Genomic DNA, 19715 nt, shown 5'->3' on the forward strand with positions numbered 1-19715 from the left:
ATGGAATTCATCTTCGAGCTTCTGATTGCATTTTTCCTGATCGTTTCAGGGGTTTTCGGCTTTGTCGGGTCTTTTGGCATGATCAAGCTGAAGGATCCGATGTCGCGGCTGCACGCCCCGACCAAAGCCACCACGCTGGGCGTGGGCGGTGTGTTGCTGGCCTCGATCTTTCATTCGATCCTGATCGAACAGCGCCTTTCCATGCATGAACTGCTGATCACGCTGTTCCTGTTTCTGACGGCTCCGATCACGGCTCTGTTCATTGCCAAGTGGCACATTCACCGCCATGAAGCCCCCGAGGATCTGCCGGACGCGGGCGAAGACAAGCTTTGGGCCACCCACGCGGTCGAGCAGGTCGAAGACGTCCCGGATCACAGCGCGAACTGACTTCATGAAGACACCTTCGTTGCCACTTACCCGCGATCTGGTTCTGGTGGGCGGAGGTCATACGCACGCGCTTTTCCTTCGGAAATGGGGGATGAACCCCCTACCCGGCGCGCGGTTGACCGTGATCAATCCTGGCCCGACCGCGCCCTATTCCGGGATGTTGCCCGGATATGTCGCGGGGCACTATGCCCGCCGCGACCTGGACATCGATCTGATCCGGCTGGCACGGTTTGCAGGGGCCCGGATCATTCTGGGTGCCGCGATCGGCCTGGACCTGAACCGGCGGCTGGTGAATGTGGCGGTTCACCCGGATGTCGCTTTCGATGTCGCCTCGATCAATGTCGGAATAACATCGAACATGCCGTCTTTGCCCGGGTTCACGGAACATGCCATCCCGGCAAAACCTCTTGGTCCCTTTGCCTCAAAATGGGCTCAGTACCTGGAGACAACCGACCCTGCTTCGGCGGCGGTCATTGGCGGCGGCGTCGCGGGCGTTGAACTGGCGATGGCCATGGCTCATGCCCTGCGCGCCAAGGGTAGGCAATCAACGGTCACTCTGATCGACAAGGCGCAAATCTTGACCGCGATAAACCCCAAAGCCGCCCAGACCATTCGGCGGACGATGGAACAGCTTGGCATCGACTGCATCGAACAGGCCGAAATTGCGCAGATCACACCAAAAGGCGTGCAACTGACCGATGGGCGTCACATCACGGCTGATTTCACAACCGGCGCGGCGGGCGCCCGTCCCTATGACTGGATCGGCCAGACCGGACTGGACCTGCACGACGGCTTTATCCGAGTGAACGGGTATTTGCAGTCCAGCGATCCATCGGTCTTCGCAGTCGGCGACTGCGCTCATCTGGATGACACGCCGCGCCCCAAGGCCGGTGTCTTTGCCGTGCGAGAGGCTCCTGTTCTCTTCAACAACCTGCGCGCAGCTCTCGGCGCTGGAACCATGCGCCGGTACAAGCCGCAGAAGGATTACCTGAAGCTGGTCTCGCTGGGGGAACGCTCGGCACTGGCCGAGCGCTTTGGGACGTCATTCAGCGGACCTGTGATGTGGCGGTGGAAAAACCATATCGACCAGAAGTTCATGCGTCGCTTTCGTGAGCTGCCCCAGATGCCAGGCCCCGCGCTTCCCCGTCATCATGCGGATGGCCTGCGCGATGCTCTGGGCGACAAGCCCATGTGCGGCGGTTGCGGCGCCAAGGTAGGTCGCGGCGCCTTGCAGGCCGCGCTATCCGCGGTACAGAGATCCGATCGTCCGGATATCACGCCCCTGTCCGGGGATGATGCCGCAATGCTGACCTTTGGAGGCGTCCGGCAGGTGCTGACGTCAGATCATTTGCGCAGCTTCGTTCCGGACCCTGTTCTGATGACCCGCATCGCGGCCATTCACGCACTGGGGGACATCTGGGCGATGGGTGCGACCCCACAGGCCGCGACGGCCACTCTGATCCTGCCGCGCATGTCCTCCCAGCTGCAACACCGCACCATGGCTGAAATCATGGCAACCGCGACCGAAGTCATGCGCAGCGCCGGCGCTGAGATCGTCGGCGGCCATAGCTCGATGGGCGATGAGCTTACCATCGGTTTCACCATCACGGGTTTGTGCCAGTCTGATCCGATCACCCTTTCGGGTGGGCGGCCCGGTGATGTGTTGATCCTGACCAAACTTATTGGCAGCGGAGTCCTGATGGCCGCAGAAATGGCAGGGCAAGCCAACGGCGAGTGGGTAGTGTCCGCCTATGACCACATGACGCGGCCGCAGGGTGACGCCGCACGCATTCTGGCCCAAGCCCATGCCATGACCGACGTCACCGGATTTGGACTGGCCGGGCATCTCGTTGGACTGTGCGAGACATCCAACTGCGGCGCAGTCCTGAATCTCGACGCAGTCCCGGTCATGGAGGGGGCGCTCGAGCTCAGCCAGCAAGGTGTCCGGTCCAGCTTGTTCAACGACAATCGTTCCATCGCGCCCGAAGTTCCAATTGACGGCAAAGCCGATCTGCTGTTCGATCCTCAGACCGCGGGTGGGTTGCTGGCTGCCGTTTCGGCCGACGACGCACTAAATATCTGCGACCATTTACGTGCCGCTGGTTACCCGGCTGCAGTCATCGGTGTATTGAGCGACACACCCGGCCTGCGCCTTCAGAGCTGAGCCACAATCCCTTCAATTTCCGACGCGACCTGATCCAGCCCGTCTGTAGTCAAGGACGTGGCATGCACGCACGCGATCACATCAAACCGATAATTTTTCCGCGACTTTTCGTAAGCCGGGTCATAGTGCTGCTCCATCAAGGCGCGCGTCAGAGCTTTCTTGTTGCCCTCGGCAATCTGAGCCATCCACGCATCCACGACATCATGCCCCCGGTGAAACCGCAGCGGCGACAGGCGGTCCTGCAAACGCTCGGCATCGGACAGAATGTCGTCATAGGCAGCGACCAGATAGTCCGTTCGCGCCTCGATATCTGCCGTGACAAGGATTCGCGGCGCTTGGCACAGGTTCTGCCAGACCGCAGGGGGCAAAATCAACGAACCGATTTTTGACGACTCGGCCTCGACCAACACAGGCCGTGCCGGATCAAGCGCGCACATGGCCGACGCCAAGGCAGATTCGAACGCTTTCTGGCTGGGTTGTCCGCCGGGTTGCTCGCCCAGCAGCGAACCGCGGTGATTGGCCAACGCTTCGAGATCCAGAACCTGCACCCCGCGCGTTTGCAACTGGGCCAGAAGTTCCGTTTTTGCAGTACCGGTGTAGCCATCCAACGCCACCAGCTTGAACGGCAGCGGGTCATCGTAGAGGTATTGCTTCACCAGACGCCGATAGCTGCGGTATCCGCCCTCGATCACCTCGGCTCGCCAGCCGATCTGCTGCAGCATCCAGGTGAAGGATCCTGACCGCTGACCGCCACGCCAGCAATAGACCAAAGGGCGCCAACCGCCCTCGTGGTGGCTGAGTTGCGTCTCGATATGGGTGGCGGCGTTGCGAAACACCAACGCGGCCCCCAGTTTGCGCGCCAGAAACGGGCTCTGCTGAACGTAAATCGTGCCGACACGTGCGCGTTCCTCATTGTCCAGAACCGGGAGGTTGATGGCGCCGGGCAGATGGTCTTCGGCAAACTCTGCCGGGCTGCGCACATCGATGATCGTATCGAACGGATGCGCGTACAGCTGCGACAGGTTTGAGAATTTCAGGGCCATGACAGGGGTTTAGCGCGCAGGATGGCAAAAGAAAAGAAGGCCCCGCTGATGTCAGTCATCGGCTTCGGGCGCGATCAGATCCGGCCCACTGGCCCGGTTGGAGTTTACGGCCGTGCCGACCCTGTGAAACTGCAACACATCCTCGGCGCCGGGTTTCATCAGGCGGGCTGCCCCCTTGCCGACCTCGCCCAGCCACAAGGCCCAATCCGCCTGTTCGATGATCAACGGCATCCGGTGATGAACCTCACGCACATTGTCGTTGGCTGCGGTCGTGACGATCGCGCAGGTCGCCTGCCGCGCCTCACCCTCGCCCCAGTTCTGCCAGATGCCGGCAAAGGCGATGGGCGCACCATCGCTGCCGTGGAAGTACCAAGGCAGCCGCGCACCGTCTTGGGTCTTGGTCCATTCGTAGAAACCCGTGGCCACGATCAGACAGCGCCGATCGCGGCAGGCTGCGCGAAAGGCCGGTTTCTGGGCCAGGGTTTCGGCGCGGGCGTTGATCAGCAGCGGACCGTCGTTTTGGGTTTTGTACCAATGTGGCAAGAAACCCCATCGCAGCGGGTCCAACTGCCGCCCTCCCTCTCCGGCGCGCACGACATGCACCTGATTTGTCGGGCAGATGTTGTAGTTGGGCACCGCCGGCAACGCGTTTGAAGGCCGCGCAGCAAACAGCTGCGCCATGGCATCGTTGGGAAGAGTTATTGCAAACCGTCCGCACATGGGTAATGAACCAACAACAAAAGTTTCAATCAGGCACAGGGTCTCGCGCAGTCAGATGACAAATCAAGCACCAAATTCCCTCAAGGCCAAGGCGGTGGCGGATCTGGACGCCGGCAAGCTTCCTCAGGCTCTGAAGAAAGCTACCCTCGGCATCAAGAAATTCCCGAAAGACGCGGACTACCACGCGATTGCCGGGTTCGTTCTGACCGAGATGAAGCAGTACAAGAAATCGCTGCCGCATTTCCAGGAAGCCGCCCGCCTGAAACCGGACGACCCGCAATTCGTCGAAAACATCGCGAATGCCCTGATGCAGACCGGCCAGATCGCGCGAGCGTTGGCCTATGCCGAAAAGATGGCCGAAAAGATTCCCGGCAACCGCGAGATCGTCCGGGTGATCGATGAAATCACGCTCAAGGGCAAGAACTGGCGCAGCATCATCGAGAACGCCACCAAGCGACTGATGACCGATCCGGACAACCCCAAGCTGCTGTCCACCCGCAGCAGGGCCTATGGGCGCGTCGGCTTCGTGGATGCGGCCTCGGCCGATATTGCGCGCGCATACGAACTGGATCCCGACAACATCGAAATCGCCTTCCGCCGAGCGGTGGACCTGCACCAAGCCGGCGACAAGAAGGGCTGTACTGACCTTTTGTGGCGTGTTTTGGACAAGGATCCGTATCACGCATCGGCGTTGTTCCAATTGTCGTCGATGGTAGACGCCGAACAGGCCGAAGCATTGCTGCCCCGGGTCGAGGCCGCGATCGCAAAGCGGAAACACCCCAATTCGACTCTGGAATTCACGCTGGCACAGCTTCAATCGAAGATCGGTGGGCTGGAGGCCGCCCTTGCGCAGTTTGCAGTCGCAAACAGGGTGCAGCACGACGAAAACCCATACGATTTCGAAGAAGAAGAGCGCAAACTACGCCGCATCTGTGGCTTGTTCCCTGACAGCGCGTCGGTCCCAAGTTCCGGGATCGAGGAAATGCCCTTGCCGATTTTCGTGATCGGACAGCCTCGCTCGGGCACCACCTTGATGGAAATGATGCTGAGTTCCGCCCCCGATATCGCGGGATGTGGAGAGCTGACCCTCGCAACGGACCTTTCGGCGCCATACTCGAACGAAAAGAAGGCATTCTCGGACGCAGAAGCCGCGGAGTTCGCCAAGCATTTCCGCGAGTTGATGCCCCCGATGCCCGAGGGCTCGATCGCTTTCGTCGACAAGATGCCACACAACTACCAGCGGGTTGGTTTTCTTTTGGCAGCCTTCCCCAACGCAAAGATCATCAACATGCTGCGGGACCCTCGGGACGTCGGCCTATCGAAATGGATCCGGCGTTTTCCAGCGGCCGGTATGCGGTACGCATCGAACCTGAACTCGATCGCGCACTCGGCCAACATGTATCGCCGCTACATGCAGCATTGGGATGCCATCTTCGGTGATCGCATCCTTACGGTGCCCTACGAAAAACTGGTGGCCGACCCTGAGACCTACAGCAAGCAGGTTGCAGAATTCTGCGGGATCGAATGGCGCGAAAGCATGATGCACCCGGAAGAAAACAAGAAACAGGTGCGTACGGCCAGTATCGACCAGGTGCGCAAGAAAATCTCGACCAAATCGGTTGGCGGCTGGCGTCAGGTTGCGGATTATATCCGGCCCATGTTGGACGGTTTCGACCCCGAGTTGTGGCCCGAATACGAATTCGATTAAGCCGAACCCCAACAAAAAAGGCCGCATCCAAGGATGCGGCCATTTCTTTCTTTGTGTCAGCAATCACTTCTGCTGGATACGTCCATCCAGATAGGGCGTGTAGGGAGCATTGGCCGCAAGGTATTCCGCGGTCACATCCGCAAGATCGGGACCGAAGTCGTAGGCATTCTTGTCCTCGCCAGAGAACATCTTGTACCCGTCGCCACCGTTGCGGACATAGTTGTTGGTCACCACCAGATAGGTCTTGGCCGGATCGATCGGCACATAGCCATCACCTTCGGCCACCATAACCTCGGTCACGCGGCCTTCGTTGGGGGCCACGGACGGATCCCAGGTGAATTTCAGCCCAGCCACCTGCGGGAAGCGGCCCTTGACCTCTTCCACTTGGCTGACGCCGTTTTCCAGCGCATCGATGATGCCCTGACCGCTGATCTCAAAGGTCGAGAGCGTGTTCTGGAAGGGAAGAACGGTCAGCACCTCGCCCATGGTCACGTCGCCCGCGTCGATCGAGGCGCGCAGGCCACCTGAGTTGGCGATGGCGATCTGAACGCCCTGATCGGCGACCCGCGCCAGCATGGCATCGGCCACCAGGTTACCCATCTCGCATTCCTGCACGCGGCAGATCGACCGGTCGCCTTCGATCGGAGCTGCAGCATTGGCCACAACCTTGTTGCGGATCTCGTCCAGCGGTTTGGCCAGTTCTGCGATGCGGTCCAGGGCAGCCTGATCCTCGGTCACGGTGTTGTCCATGATCAGCGGTTCACCCACCGCCTCGACCACGTTGCCGTCGTCATCAAAGGTCACGTTCAACTCGCCGAGGAACTTGCCGTAGGCATAGGCCTGAACGATCTGCACCCCGTTCACTACGGTCGGGTACGGCCCGGCGGCCTTGTCTGAAGTATTCGACAGGTAAGTGTTCGAGTGTCCGCCCACGATCACGTCAACACCCGTGGTTTCCTGCGCGACCCGCTGGTCGACGCCATAGCCCGAGTGGCTGAGCACGATGATCTTGTTGATGCCTTCCGCCGTCAGCTTGTCCACCTCGGCCTGAACCGCCGGAACAGGATCAGAGAACACGACATTCGGCCCGGGTGAAGCCAACTCGTCGGTGTCTTCGGGGGTCAGGCCGATCAGGCCAATCTTCTCTCCCCCCACTTCGATCACGGTCGATTTCTTGATCCGGTCGGTCAGAAGCTCCTCGTTCTCGATGTTCGCATTCGACATCAGAATCGGAAATTCGACCGCATCGACGAAACCGGCCAGAACCTCGGGACCATCATCGAATTCGTGGTTGCCCACGGTCATCGCGTCATAGCCCAGCTTGTTCATGAACTCGGCCGCGACCTTGCCCTTGTAATAGGTATAAAACAACGACCCCTGGAACTGGTCGCCGCCGTCCACGAGGATCGAGTTCTCGGCCCGCGCACGCGCATCGTTGACCGCGGTCACCAGACGCGCCGAACCGCCAAAGCATTTGCCCTCGGCATTGTCCTCGGCGCCACAGCCGCTGTCATATTTGTTGATCGGCTCGAACCGGGAATGGAAGTCGTTGGTGTGCAGAATGGTCAGCTTGTAGTCGGCCGCCGCCATGCCTGCAGTCAGGCCAAGGGCCGCCACGGATGTCAGGAAACGGGTAATCATTTGAAACTCCCTGTAATTGATTGTCAGGATCGTGCGCCGAGGGCGGCAAAGAGTCAAAGGGGGAAATGCGGCTTGATTCTACCCCGCGCGCGGGGCATCACGGCGCCATGCTGATCTACAAGATATTCCGGGCCGAGGAATGGGCGGCCCTGCAGGCACAGGGCGAAACCCGGGGCGCGCCCATCGATGTGGCGGATGGGTTTGTGCATTTCTCCACCGCAGAACAGGCGGCCGAGACCGCGGCCAAACACTTTGCCGGGGTCGAAAACCTGACCCTCGTGGCCTGCGATGCCCAGAAAATGGGCGATGATCTGAGATGGGAGGTCTCGCGCGGCGGGGCCTTGTTCCCGCATCTCTATCGCAACATGCGCGTGGCGGATGTGGTCTGGGCCAAGCCGCTGTCGCTGGAAAACGGCGCGCACCGCTTCCCCAAGGAGATGCAATGACCGGCCATATCGACCCCGACCGCGCCGAGTTCGAGGCGTTCAAAGCGCTGGACCGCGATCACCCGATCGAGATGCTGAACCTTGTGCAGTTCCGCGCCAAGGCCGTCTATCCCGCAGGCCACGACCTGGCCGGCGCGGGGCTGAGCGGCGCAGAAGCCTATCGCCGGTATGGTGCCGAAACCGCCCCGATCATCGCGCGGCTGGGGGCCTCGATCATCTGGCGCGGCACGTTCCAGACAACGCTGATCGGCCCGAAGGGCGAAGCGTGGGACGAGATGTTCATCGCCCGTTACCCCTCGGCCCATGCGTTTCTGGAGATGGTGACCGACCCGGCTTATCGCGCGGCGGTCATTCACCGGCAGGCGGCGGTGGCCGACTCGCGCCTGATCCGCACCGCCCCTACCCCAACCGGAGCGTCCTTCGGATGAAACTGACCGAGAAACTGGCCCTGGCCGCGCTACATCGCCTGGACCCAGAAACCGCGCACGGCCTGTCGATCAAGGCGCTGAAAACGGGTTTGACCCCGGCGCCCGGTCCCGTCACCTCGACGCGCTTGCGCACGCAACTTGCCGGGCTGGACCTGCCCAACCCGGTGGGGCTGGCCGCCGGGTTCGACAAGAATGGCGAGGTTCTGGGCCCGCTGTCGCGCGCGGGCTTCGGATTCATTGAGGTGGGCGCCGTGACCCCGCGCCCGCAGCCGGGCAACCCCAAGCCGCGACTGTTCCGCCTGACCGAGGACCGCGCCGCCATCAACCGGTTCGGCTTCAACAACGAAGGGATGGAGGCGATGGCCCGGCGTCTGGCGCACCGCCCCAAGGACGCGGTGATCGGCCTGAACCTGGGCGCCAACAAAGACAGCACCGACCGGGCGCGGGATTTTGCGCATGTGCTGGCCCATTGCGGGCAATGGCTGGATTTCGCCACGGTGAATGTCTCGTCACCCAACACCGAAAAGCTGCGCGACCTGCAGGGGAAAGAAGCGCTGAGCGCCCTGCTGGCAGGTGTGCTGGACACCCGCGATGCCTTGGCGCGGCGGGTCCCGGTGTTTCTGAAGATCGCCCCCGACCTGGCGGATGACGAACTGCGGGACATCGCCGATGTCGCCCGTGACACGGGCATCGACGGTGTCATCGCCACCAACACGACCTTGTCGCGCGAAGGGCTGCGCAGCCTGCACAAGGATCAGGCCGGCGGATTGTCGGGCGCGCCCCTGTTCGAGAAATCGACCCGCGTTCTGGCTCGGCTGAGCCAGTTGACCGACGGGCAGATCCCGCTGATCGGCGTGGGTGGCATCGGCACGGCCGAACAGGCCTATGCCAAAATCTGCGCCGGGGCCTCGGCCGTGCAGTTCTATACCGCGATGGTCTATGGCGGCCTGTCGCTGGCGGCCGAGATCGCGCGGGGGCTGGACGCCCTGCTGGCGCGGGACGGGTTCAAGTCGGTGGCCGACGCCGTCGGCAGCAAACGAGAGGATTGGCTGTGATCGAATACTGGCACAACCCACGCTGTTCAAAATCGCGCGCCGGGCTGGCCCTGCTGCAGGACCGCGGCGCCGAAGTCACCGTTCGCAGATACCTCGAGGACGCGCCCAGCGCGGATGAGCTGCGCGCGGTGCTGTCCCGGTTGGGCATCCCGGCGATCGAGATGATGCGCAGGGGCGAGGCGCGGTTCAAGGAACTGGGGCTGAGTAGGGAAACACCCGAAGAGGCCTTGGTTCACGCCATGGCCGAGAACCCGATCCTCATCGAACGCCCCATCGGGATCACCACCGACAAGGCCGCAATCGGTCGCCCGCCCGAGACCCTGCTGACCCTGCTCTAGGCCACCTGCGCCTCGAGCCGGGGATAGCGCAGGCCCAGCGTCACCGCGCGGGCGGTGTTCAGCACCATCAGCGCGGCCCACAGCCCGTGATTGCCCATGGTCGGCACCAGCAGGAACAGCGCCACCACATAGATTGCCACCGACTGGATCATGGCGATGCGCATGGCGCGGGTCCAGGTGGCGCCGATGTAGATGCCGTCGAACATCCAGCTGGCAACGCCGACCACCGGGGCCAGCGCCGCCCAGATCAGGTATTCGCGCGCCGTGATCCGCACCTCGGGCGCGGTGGCCATCAGGTCGATCAATGCGGGCCCTGCCACAAAAAACGTGGCCCCCAGCACCAGAGCCCCACCGACGCCCCATTGCGACGCCATGACCGAGGCGCGCCGGACCTGGTATCGGTCCTTGGCTCCGACGGCGCTGCCTACCAATGCCTCGGCAGAAAAGGCGAACCCGTCCAACGCAAAGGCGGTGATTTCCAGGAACTGCAGCAGCACCTGGTTGGCGGCCAGCGTCACGTCGCCCAGATCGGCGCCCACGAACAGAAAGGTGGTGAAGGACCCGGTCAGCAGGACCGACCGGATCATGATGTCGCCATTGACCTGCATCATCCGGCGCAGGCGGGCGGGGTCGAAGATCCGCGCCCAATCGCGCCATTGATTACCCCCGAACGCATCGCGGCACAGCCACAGACCCAGCGCCAGACCCGTCCATTCGGCAATCAGCGTGGCCACCGCCACCCCTTCGACGCCCCAGCCCAGCCCCAGCACGAACCACAGATCCAGCAGGATGTTCAGCCCGTTCATCCAAACCTGCAGGACGAACACGCCGCGCGTGCGCTCGACCGCGATCAGCCAGCCGGTCACGGCATAAAGCGCAATGGTCGCGGGCGCGCCCCAGATCCGAATCTCGAGGTATTTGCGCGTCAACGCCTCGACCTCGGGGCTGGCGGGCGACAGCGCGAAGGCTCCTGCGAATACCGCCACCTGCGCCACGATGAAGAACAGCCCCGCCGCACCGCCCAAGAGCAGGCCGCGCATAAGCAGAGCACCGGTTTCGGCCCTGTCCCCCGCGCCTCGGGCCTGTGCGGCCAGGCCGGTCGTGCCCATGCGCAGAAAGCCGAACACCCAGTAGATCGTGGCCAGAATGACCGCGCCAATGCCAACCGCGCCGATCGGGGCGGCCTGCCCCATCTGGCCGACCACGCCGGTATCTACCGCGCCCAGAATCGGCACCGTCGCGTTGGACAGCACGATCGGCACTGCGATCTTCAGCACCCGTCTGTGCGTAATGGGTGCCGAGGCGTCCCGCATTTTGCTCAACTCTTGGCCGAAGGCTCTTGCGGCATCAGGAAATGCCCTGTGGCCTGCGCGAACAGCTTGGCGTGGTTGTCCTGCCAAGCCTCGACGCGCACCGAGGCATACCGCCGACCCGCCCGGCTGATGAAGGCGCGTGCATAGGCATCGCGCGGCAGGCCCGAGCGCAGGTAATCCACCGTGAAATCGATGGTCTTGGGAAAGCGGATACTGTGATCCGAGATGATGTCTTCGGCGTCGATCTCACCGCTTTCAATGCGTGGAAACAGGTGTTCCCAGCTGAGCGTGATCACCGCCGTCACCTCGAGAAAGGCCGCCGTGACGCCCCCATGAATCGCCGGCAGGAACGGGTTGCCGATCAACTTTTCGTCGAAATTCAGAACACCGGTCAGTTCGTCTCCGCGCCGGTCAAAGCTGATATTGAGGAACCGGATATACGGGACCCCCTCGACCAGCGCCTTGAGGGCCGCGTCGCGGCGCCGTTTCACCACCTGCATCGGTTCGGGACGGGGTCTTGCCATCTCACTTCCCCTCGACTGTGAAGGCGCCCGAGGCGGTGGCCACCGGGCGATCCTGATCGTCGTCCATGGCAGTTGCGCGCACGAAGGCCACATTGCGCGTGATGTGATAGCAGGTCGCGCGGGTGGTGATCGTCTGGCCGGGCGTTGCGGCGCGCATGTAGTCGATGCGCAGATCGATGGTTGCTGTGCCGCCCGGCGCCGCCGGGTGGCTCATGACCGCAGCCCCGCAGCAAGTATCCAGGCTGGCCGACACAGCCCCGCCGTGAATCACGCCAGTGCGGGGATCGCCGATCAGATCCTCGTTGTAAGGCATGGTGATCTCGGCCTCACCCTCGCCGATATGGGTCAGCGTCAGGCCCAGGGCCCGCGCATGGGGGATCGCCTCGATGAACTGGCGGGCGAGTACTGTCTTGTCGACCATGAGGTTCAGTCCTGTTGTCCTGCCCCTTTATGATCTGCTCTGCGCGCAAAGGGCAAGCCCGCCTGTTGCGCTTGTCCGCACAACGCCCTAGGTTGCAACCGAGGAGAACAGGAATGTCCGACAAGCGTTTGTCATTCAAAGAGATGTGCGCCGAGTTCGACGTGACTCCGCGCACCCTGCGCTACTACGAGTATATCGAGCTGCTGCAGCCAGACCGGGAAGGACGGTCCCGGTTTTACGGTCCGCGCGAGCGCGCGCGGATGAAGCTGATCATGCGTGGCCGCAAGTTCGGGTTTCCACTTGAGGAAATCCGGCAGTGGTTGTTGATCTACGAAGATCAAGGCAACAAGGCCCAGATGGCTACCTTTATCGAAATGGCCGACCGCCAGATGGAAGAGCTGCGTCAGCAGCGTCAGCAACTGGACGAAGCTATGGACGAGTTGCAGCGCCTTCGCGATCAAACGGCCAACTCCCTGACCTAAATCGGCCAGTTCGAGCCCCCAAATCCATCCTTCATTACACCGGAAATCTGCATTTTTCGGCTGGCGCCCTGCCGCCTGCCCGTCGGCTTCGAACCGCACCGGTACAGTGGATTTGGCTGACCCAACGGAAAGAAAATTGCCAACCCGCCGCTTTACGCGACCGGAAGTTACGTCAATTTCTTTGTGACGCAGCGTCTGGATTACGTAAACGTCAATCTCATGTTGTAAAGCGGCCATCGACTGCGCAACTTTCTCATGACGCCAGCGACGAGAGGGTGACCAATGACCGAAGATCTTATGACCATCCGCGAGATGTGCGAGACCTATGACGTCACGCCGCGGACCTTGCGGTTCTACGAAGCCAAAGAGCTTCTGTTTCCGATCCGTGAGGGCCAGAAACGGCTGTTCACCAAACGTGACAGGGCGCGGCTCAAGCTGATCTTGCGCGGCAAACGCTTTGGTTTCAGCCTGGAAGAGATTCGACAGCTTCTGGATCTGTACCATGTCGGCGACCAGCAACTGACCCAGATGACCCGCACCTATGAAATCGCGTGCGAGCGTCTGGCGGACATGGAAGCCCGCCGCGAGGAACTGACTCAGGCCATTGACGATCTGAAAGAGCAGTTGCGCTGGGGCGAGAAGGTCATCGCCTCGATGAAACAGGAAAAGAAGGCGGCCGAGTAACTCCGCGCCGCCTGCCACCCGGACATCTGAATTAAGGGAGCTTCAAATGCCCGTTTACAACGCGACTACCAAAGACACGCAATTCGTTCTGCATGACGTTCTGAAAATCTCGGCCTCGGATATTCCGGGCTATGATGAGCTGGAGCCCGAGTTCACGGGCGCCGTTCTGGAGGAGGCCGGCAAGGTCGCCGTCAACCTGCTGCACCCGCTGAACGTGGTCGGCGACACCGAAGGCTGCCGGCTGGAAAACGGCGTCGTCTACACCCCGACCGGGTTCAAGGACGCGTTCGAGCAGGTCAAGGAAGGCGGCTGGACCGGTCTGGATATGCCCGAGGAATATGGCGGCCAGAACATGCCTTATGTTCTTGGCACGGCCGTGGGCGAGATGTTCTCGGCCGCAAACCAGGCCTTCACCATGTATCAGGGCCTGACCCACGGCGCGGCCTCGGCCATCCTGGCGCACGGCACCGATGCGCAGAAAGACACATATCTGCCCAAGATGGTCAGCTGTGAATGGACCGGCACCATGAACCTGACCGAGCCGCATTGCGGCACCGATCTGGGCCTGATGCGCACCAAGGCCGAGCCGCAGGGCGATGGCAGCTACAAGATCACCGGCCAAAAGATCTTTATCTCGTCCGGCGATCACGACATGGCCGACAACATCATCCACCTGGTGCTGGCCAAGATCCCCGGCGGCCCCGAGGGCATCAAGGGAGTGTCGCTGTTCATCGTGCCCAAGTTCCTGGTGAACGAAGACGGCAGCCTGGGCGAGCGCAATGGTGTTTCGGTCGGCAAGATCGAAGAAAAGATGGGCATCCACGGCAACTCGACCTGCGTAATGAACTATGACGGCGCAACCGGTTACCTGCTGGGTCAGGAACACAAGGGCATGCGCGCCATGTTCACCATGATGAACGAAGCGCGTCTGGGTGTCGGCATGCAAGGTCTGGCTCAAGCCGAGGCCGCCTATCAGAACGCGCTGGAATACGCCAAGGACCGTCTGCAAGGCCGCGACGTGACCGGCGTCAAGAATCCCGACGGCCCGGCCGATCCGCTGATCGTACATCCCGACATCCGCCGCAGCCTGATGGACCAGAAAAGCTTTGTGGAAGGCGCGCGGGCCTTCATCCTGTGGGGCGCGACCCTGATCGACAAGGCGCACCGCGCAGGCGACAAGGACGCCGACGGGCTGATCTCGCTGATGACCCCGGTCATCAAGGGTTTCCTGACCGACGAGGGCTATGACATGACCGTTCAGGCCCAGCAGGTCTATGGCGGCCATGGCTACATCGAGGAATGGGGCATGTCGCAATACACCCGCGACGCCCGCATCGCCATGATCTACGAAGGAGCCAACGGCGTTCAGGCGCTGGACCTGGTCGGCCGCAAGCTGGCGCAGGACGGCGGCAAGCATGTCATGGCCTTCTTCGACATGGTCAAAACCTTCTGCAAGGAAAACAGCGGCAAGGACGAAGCCTATGACAAGGCCTTCATCGAACCGCTGAAGGCCGCCTCGAAAGACCTGCAGGCCGCCGGCATGTATTTCATGCAGAACGGCATGACCAACCCGAACAACGCTCTGTCGGGCTCGTATGACTTCATGCACATGTTCGGTCATGTCTGCCTGGGCCTGATGTGGGCGCAGATGGCCAAGGCCGCGCAGGAAGCACTGGATGCCGGTGCGTCCGACAAGGACTTCTACGAGACCAAGATCGCCACCGGCCGCTACTACATGGCGCGCCGTCTGCCGGCCACGGGCATGCACCTGGCGCGGATCCAGACCGGCGCCGACACGGTGATGGCACTGGACGCGGCGAACTTCTGATCCCAGTCTGGTTCCGGGCGACCCCGCCCGGAACCAGCGCTCATGGAGGAGATGACATGCCCAAACGCTTTCGCCTGACCCGCCGCTTTCCCGTCGCCATGACTGAGGACGGGTATCGAAAACTCAAGGGGTTTGCCCGCGAGGCCGGGCTGGACGAAGGAGAGGCGCTGTCATTCCTGTTCGAGAACTTCAACAGCGTGATCGACGAGGAGAACCTGACCCACCGGCTGCGCATCTTCAATTCCGAGCTTGAGGCGCGCAAACGCTAGACGACCCCAATGCCTGGCCCAGGCCCGGCGTGTTTTCAGCAAGACAAGTCCGAACGCAGCTGCGGCCCGCGGTCAGGTCTTTCTCGAAACACGTGCGTGACGAAACCGTACAAACCGCCTTGGGAGGGGTGAGTGCATGACGATAAAACTGCATTGCTTCGGAGAAAGCGGAAACTCGTACAAGGCCGCCCTTGCGCTCGAGATGTCGGGGTTGGAGTGGGAGCCGGTCTTTGTCGATTTCTTCAACGGCCAGACCCGAACCCCCGAATACCGCGCCGAAGTCAACGAAATGGGCGAAGCGCCGGTTCTGGTCGACGGAGATTTCCGGACCAGTCAGTCGGGCGCGATCCAGGCCTATGTCACCGAAAAGTCAGGTAAATTCGGCGGAAATACTCGGGAAGAGAACTATGACATCCTGCGCTGGGTGCTGTGGGACAACCACAAGTTCAGCTCGATGGCTGGCATGACCCGGTTCCTGATCAACTTTCTGCCTGAACAGCACCGCAACTCGGATGTGATCGCCTTCAACCAAGGCCGCCTGAAAGCCGCCTATCAGGTGCTGAACGCGCATCTTGAGGGCCGCGACTGGATCGTCGGCGACAGCGTGACCAACGCCGATCTCAGCTGCTGCGGCTACCTGTATTACCCCGAACCCTTCGGCTTTGACCGCGCCGAATGGCCCAATATCGACGCCTGGCTGACCCGCCTGTCCGAGCAGCCCGGATGGAAACACCCCTATGACCTGATGCCCGGCAATCCGTCGGATCGAGCTTGAGGAGAGAAGTATGACCGAAGCTTACATTTATGATGCCCTGCGCACCCCGCGCGGCAAGGGCCGCAAGGACGGCAGCCTGCACGAGGTGACCTCGGTGCGCCTGTCGGCGGTGGCCCTGAACGCCATCAAGGAACGCAACAACTTGGAAGGCCACGCCGTCGAGGACGTGATCTGGGGCAACGTCACCCAGGTGATGGAACAGGGTGGCTGCCTGGCGCGGTCCGCGGTTCTGGCCTCGGACTTGGATGAATCGATCCCCGGTCTAGCCATCAACCGGTTCTGCGCATCCGGCATGGAGGCCGTGAACCTGGCCGCCAACCAGGTCAAGGGCGGCGCGGGCGAGGCCTATATCGCCGGTGGCGTCGAGATGATGGGCCGCGTGCCCATGGGCAGCGACGGCGCCGCCATCGCCGTCGATCCGTCGCTGGCGATGGAGACCTATTTCGTCCCGCAGGGCATCTCGGCCGACATCATCGCCACCGAATACGGTTTCAGCCGTGACGATGCCGACGCGCTGGCCGTCGAGTCTCAGAAACGCGCGGCCAAGGCGTGGGAAGAGAACCGCTTTGCCAAGTCGGTGATCACCGTCAAGGACCGCAACGGCCTGACCATTCTGGACCGCGACGAATACATGCGCCCCGGCACCGACATGCAGAGCCTCGGCGCGCTGAACCCGTCCTTCCAGATGATGGGCGAGCAGATGCCCGGTTTCGACAAGGTGGCGATGCTGAAATACCCGCACCTGGAAAAGATCAACCACATCCACCACGCCGGCAACAGCTCGGGCATCGTGGATGGCGCGGCGGCCGTTCTGATCGGCAACAAGGAATTCGGCGAGAAATACGGCCTGAAGCCGCGCGCCCGCATCAAGGCCACCGCCAAGATCGGGACCGATCCGACCATCATGCTGACTGGCCCGGTTCCGGTGACCGAAAAGATCCTGGCCGAAACCGGCATGAAGATCAGCGATCTGGACCTGTTCGAGGTCAACGAGGCCTTCGCCTCGGTCGTGCTGCGGTTCCAGCAGGCGTTTGACGTCGATCCGGCGCTGGTCAACGTCAATGGTGGTTCGATCGCCATGGGCCACCCGCTGGGCGCCACCGGCGCGATCATCATCGGCACCCTGTTGGACGAGCTGGAGCGCCAGGACAAGGAAACCGGTCTGGCCACCTTGTGCATCGCATCCGGCATGGGCGCGGCAACCATCATCGAACGTGTGTAACGGCGGGGTTCAGGAGAAGAAAAATGGCTGATTTTACACTGACCAAAGACGCCGACGGCGTTGGCATCATCACCTGGGACGTCCCCGGCAAGACCATGAACGTGATGTCGTTCGACGGCCTGTCCGAACTGAACGACTGCATTGATCAGGCCCTGGCCGATGACGAGATCAAAGGCATCGTGATCACCAGCGGCAAGGTAGGCTCGTTCGCCGGCGGCATGGACCTGAATCTGCTGGCGGTTATGAAGGAACAGGCGGGCGACGACCCGGCCAAGGGCCTGTTCGAAGGCACGATGAAGATGCACGCCCTGCTGCGCAAGATCGAGCTGGCCGGCATGGACCCCAAGACCAAGAAAGGTGGCAAACCGATCGCGGCCGCCCTGCCCGGCACGGCCGCCGGCATCGGCATGGAGCTGCCGCTGGCGACCCATCGCATCGTTGCCGCCGAGAACCCCAAGGCCAAATACGGCCTGCCGGAAATCATGGTCGGCATCTTCCCCGGCGCGGGCGGCACCACCCGGATGGTCCGCAAGGTGGGCGCCATCGCGGCGGCTCCGCTGCTGCTGGAAGGCAAGATGCTGGACGTGAAAAAGGCCAAGGGCGCAGGCTACATCGACGAGATCGCAGCCGATCCGCTGGCCGCGGCCAAGGAATGGGTGCTGAACGCCAAGGAGGCCGATCTGGTCAAGCCGTGGGACGCGAAGGGCTACAAGATGCCCGGCGGCGCGCCCTATCACCCGGCGGGCTTCATGAACTTCGTGGGTGCCTCGGCCATGGTGAACGGCAAGACCCAAGGCGCCTTCCCGGCAGCCAAAGCCCTGCTGAGCGCGGTCTATGAGGGCGCACTGGTCGATTTCGACACCGCGCTGAAGATCGAGGCGCGCTGGTTCACCTCGGTACTGATGAACCCGTCCTCGGGCGCGATGATCCGTTCGCTGTTCCTGAACAAGGAAGCGCTGGAAAAAGGCGCTGTGCGTCCGCGAGGCATTCCGGATCAGTCGGTCAAGAAAATCGGCGTTCTGGGTGCGGGCATGATGGGCGCGGGCATCTCGTTGGTCTCGGCGCAGGCCGGGATGGAGGTTGTGCTGATCGACCGCGATCAGGCCGCCGCGGACAAAGGCAAGGCCTATACCGAAGCCTATCTGGACAAGGGCATGAAGCGTGGCAAGGTCACGGCCGAGAAGAAAGAGGCCATGCTGGCCCGCATCACCGCCACGCCGGACCTTGAAAAGCTGGCGGGCTGCGATCTGATCATCGAAGCCGTGTTCGAGGATCCCAAGGTCAAGGCCGAGATGACCCAGAAGGTCGAGGCGATCATCCCCGAGGACTGCATCTTTGCCTCGAACACCTCGACCCTGCCGATCACCGAACTGGCCAAGGCCAGCAAGCGGCCCGACCAGTTCATCGGCATCCACTTCTTCTCGCCGGTCGAGAAGATGTTCCTGGTCGAGATCATCAAGGGCAAAGAAACCGGTGACCGGGCGGTGGCCAAGGCGCTGGACTATGTCCGCCAGATCCGCAAGACGCCGATCGTGGTCAATGACGCACGGTTCTTCTACTGCAACCGCTGCATCATCCCCTACATCAACGAAGGGGCGCGGATGATCACCGAAGGCGTCAGCCCGGTTCTGGTCGACAACGCCGCCCGTCAACTGGGCTTCCCCGTGGGTCCGGTTCAGCTGACCGACGAAACTTCGATCGACCTGGGCGCCAAGATCGCACGCGCGACCAAGGCCGCGATGGGCGACGCCTATCCCGAAAGCCCGGCGGACGATCTGATCTTCTGGATGGAAGAACAGGGTCGCCTTGGCCGCAAGTCCAAGGCCGGGTTCTTCGATTATGACGAAAACGGCAAGCGCATCGGCTACTGGAAAGGTCTGCAGGACAAGTATCCGCTGGCCGAGCAGCAGCCCGACCTGATCGAGGTGCAGGAGCGCCTGATGTTCGCACAGGTTCTTGAAGCCGTGCGCGCGCTTGAAGAAGGGGTTCTGGAAGACATCCGCGAAGGCGATGTCGGCGCCATCCTGGCCTGGGGCTTTGCGCCCTGGTCGGGTGGTCCGTTCAGCTGGCTTGATATCATCGGTGCGCCCTACGCGGCCGAGCGTTGTGACCAGCTGTCGGAGAAGTACGGTGACCGCTTCGCCTGCCCGCCGCTGCTGCGCGAGATGGCCGAAAAAGGTCAGACCTTCTACGGCCGCTTCGACCCCGAAGCCAAGGCTGCCTGAACAAGTGATGCTGGCGCATGATCCCATGCGCCAGCATCTTTC

General features: G+C 62.0%; 20 protein-coding genes. 14 read left to right on the forward strand and 6 right to left on the reverse strand.

Annotated elements, in window-relative coordinates; translation table 11 throughout:
• Together GOW72_RS08570 and selD are read left to right on the forward strand one after the other, a co-directional pair.
• A complete protein-coding gene (locus tag GOW72_RS08570; RefSeq protein WP_170366550.1) occupies nucleotides 1–387 on the forward strand; it encodes a Na+/H+ antiporter subunit G in 387 nt (128 codons plus the stop codon).
• A 4-nt stretch (nucleotides 388–391) separates the two neighbouring features.
• Nucleotides 392–2551 carry a selenide, water dikinase SelD gene (gene selD / locus GOW72_RS08575; protein ID WP_170366551.1) on the forward strand — a complete coding sequence of 720 codons (2160 nt, stop codon included), beginning with the start codon at nucleotides 392–394 and terminating at the stop codon, nucleotides 2549–2551.
• On the opposite strand, the gene mnmH is transcribed toward selD, so the two are convergent.
• Together mnmH and GOW72_RS08585 are read right to left on the reverse strand one after the other, a co-directional pair.
• Nucleotides 2542–3594, reverse strand: a complete 1053-nt coding sequence (gene mnmH / locus GOW72_RS08580; protein ID WP_170366552.1) for a tRNA 2-selenouridine(34) synthase MnmH — start codon at nucleotides 3592–3594, stop codon at nucleotides 2542–2544. The two genes, selD and mnmH, sit on opposite strands and share 10 nt — an antisense overlap.
• Nucleotides 3595–3645: 51 nt before the next feature.
• Nucleotides 3646–4314, reverse strand: coding sequence for an SOS response-associated peptidase (locus tag GOW72_RS08585; protein WP_170366553.1), 669 nt, complete (start codon nucleotides 4312–4314; stop codon nucleotides 3646–3648).
• Between the two features lie 55 nt (nucleotides 4315–4369).
• Between GOW72_RS08585 and GOW72_RS08590 the strand changes: the two genes are divergently transcribed.
• Nucleotides 4370–6022, forward strand: coding sequence for a tetratricopeptide repeat-containing sulfotransferase family protein (locus GOW72_RS08590; protein ID WP_170366554.1), 1653 nt, complete (start codon nucleotides 4370–4372; stop codon nucleotides 6020–6022).
• 63 nt (nucleotides 6023–6085) lie between these two features.
• Here the strand turns inward: GOW72_RS08590 and GOW72_RS08595 are convergent, their stop codons facing one another.
• Complete coding sequence (locus tag GOW72_RS08595) at nucleotides 6086–7663, reverse strand: bifunctional metallophosphatase/5'-nucleotidase (RefSeq protein ID WP_170366555.1); 1578 nt, start codon at nucleotides 7661–7663, stop codon at nucleotides 6086–6088.
• Nucleotides 7664–7770: 107 nt separating this feature from the next.
• On the opposite strand from GOW72_RS08595, the gene GOW72_RS08600 reads away from it, so the two are divergent.
• Genes GOW72_RS08600 through arsC form a run of 4 tightly spaced genes read left to right on the forward strand, consistent with a single transcriptional unit; the run spans nucleotide 7771 to nucleotide 9930 of the window.
• The gene (locus GOW72_RS08600; RefSeq protein WP_170366777.1) at nucleotides 7771–8109 is read left to right on the forward strand and encodes a DUF952 domain-containing protein; all 339 of its coding nucleotides are present in this window, start codon (nucleotides 7771–7773) and stop codon (nucleotides 8107–8109) included.
• Entirely contained in the window at nucleotides 8106–8537 is a 432-nt protein-coding gene (locus GOW72_RS08605; RefSeq protein ID WP_170366556.1) for a DUF1330 domain-containing protein, read from the forward strand. Before GOW72_RS08600 ends, GOW72_RS08605 begins: the two co-directional genes overlap by 4 nt.
• Nucleotides 8534–9592: a quinone-dependent dihydroorotate dehydrogenase gene (locus GOW72_RS08610; protein ID WP_170366557.1), complete on the forward strand. Its 1059-nt coding sequence runs from the start codon at nucleotides 8534–8536 to the stop codon at nucleotides 9590–9592. Before GOW72_RS08605 ends, GOW72_RS08610 begins: the two co-directional genes overlap by 4 nt.
• Nucleotides 9589–9930: an arsenate reductase (glutaredoxin) gene (arsC, locus tag GOW72_RS08615; protein ID WP_170337675.1), complete on the forward strand. Its 342-nt coding sequence runs from the start codon at nucleotides 9589–9591 to the stop codon at nucleotides 9928–9930. Before GOW72_RS08610 ends, arsC begins: the two co-directional genes overlap by 4 nt.
• Here arsC and GOW72_RS08620 read toward each other — a convergent pair.
• The 3 genes from GOW72_RS08620 to GOW72_RS08630 are packed head-to-tail and all read right to left on the reverse strand — an operon-like array spanning nucleotide 9927 to nucleotide 12188.
• Complete coding sequence (locus GOW72_RS08620; RefSeq protein ID WP_170366558.1) at nucleotides 9927–11243, reverse strand: MATE family efflux transporter; 1317 nt, start codon at nucleotides 11241–11243, stop codon at nucleotides 9927–9929. The two genes, arsC and GOW72_RS08620, sit on opposite strands and share 4 nt — an antisense overlap.
• A 5-nt stretch (nucleotides 11244–11248) precedes the next feature.
• Nucleotides 11249–11767: a PaaI family thioesterase gene (locus GOW72_RS08625; RefSeq protein WP_170366559.1), complete on the reverse strand. Its 519-nt coding sequence runs from the start codon at nucleotides 11765–11767 to the stop codon at nucleotides 11249–11251.
• Nucleotide 11768: 1 nt separating this feature from the next.
• Nucleotides 11769–12188: a PaaI family thioesterase gene (locus tag GOW72_RS08630; protein ID WP_170358398.1), complete on the reverse strand. Its 420-nt coding sequence runs from the start codon at nucleotides 12186–12188 to the stop codon at nucleotides 11769–11771.
• A gap of 113 nt (nucleotides 12189–12301) precedes the next feature.
• Here GOW72_RS08630 and GOW72_RS08635 point away from each other — a divergent pair, with 113 nt between their 5' ends.
• The 7 genes from GOW72_RS08635 (at nucleotide 12302) to GOW72_RS08665 (ending at nucleotide 19673) form a co-directional block, all read left to right on the forward strand.
• A complete protein-coding gene (locus tag GOW72_RS08635; RefSeq protein ID WP_170337669.1) occupies nucleotides 12302–12670 on the forward strand; it encodes a MerR family transcriptional regulator in 369 nt (122 codons plus the stop codon).
• A gap of 282 nt (nucleotides 12671–12952) precedes the next feature.
• Entirely contained in the window at nucleotides 12953–13354 is a 402-nt protein-coding gene (locus GOW72_RS08640; RefSeq protein WP_093962630.1) for a MerR family transcriptional regulator, read from the forward strand.
• A 46-nt stretch (nucleotides 13355–13400) separates the two neighbouring features.
• Entirely contained in the window at nucleotides 13401–15182 is a 1782-nt protein-coding gene (locus GOW72_RS08645; protein ID WP_170366560.1) for an acyl-CoA dehydrogenase C-terminal domain-containing protein, read from the forward strand.
• 56 nt (nucleotides 15183–15238) lie between these two features.
• Nucleotides 15239–15451 (forward strand): hypothetical protein, encoded by a 213-nt coding sequence (locus tag GOW72_RS08650; protein WP_005981899.1) that lies wholly within the window; start codon nucleotides 15239–15241, stop codon nucleotides 15449–15451.
• 136 nt (nucleotides 15452–15587) lie between these two features.
• Nucleotides 15588–16226 carry a glutathione S-transferase family protein gene (locus tag GOW72_RS08655; RefSeq protein WP_170366561.1) on the forward strand — a complete coding sequence of 213 codons (639 nt, stop codon included), beginning with the start codon at nucleotides 15588–15590 and terminating at the stop codon, nucleotides 16224–16226.
• Between the two features lie 10 nt (nucleotides 16227–16236).
• Nucleotides 16237–17448, forward strand: a complete 1212-nt coding sequence (locus tag GOW72_RS08660; protein WP_170366562.1) for an acetyl-CoA C-acetyltransferase — start codon at nucleotides 16237–16239, stop codon at nucleotides 17446–17448.
• A 23-nt stretch (nucleotides 17449–17471) separates the two neighbouring features.
• The gene (locus tag GOW72_RS08665; protein ID WP_170366563.1) at nucleotides 17472–19673 is read left to right on the forward strand and encodes a 3-hydroxyacyl-CoA dehydrogenase NAD-binding domain-containing protein; all 2202 of its coding nucleotides are present in this window, start codon (nucleotides 17472–17474) and stop codon (nucleotides 19671–19673) included.
• The last annotated feature ends 42 nt before the right edge of the window (nucleotides 19674–19715 follow it).

The sequence above is a fragment of the Ruegeria arenilitoris genome, from assembly GCF_013032855.1.
In the GTDB taxonomy this organism is placed as follows: Bacteria; Pseudomonadota; Alphaproteobacteria; order Rhodobacterales; family Rhodobacteraceae; genus Ruegeria; species Ruegeria arenilitoris.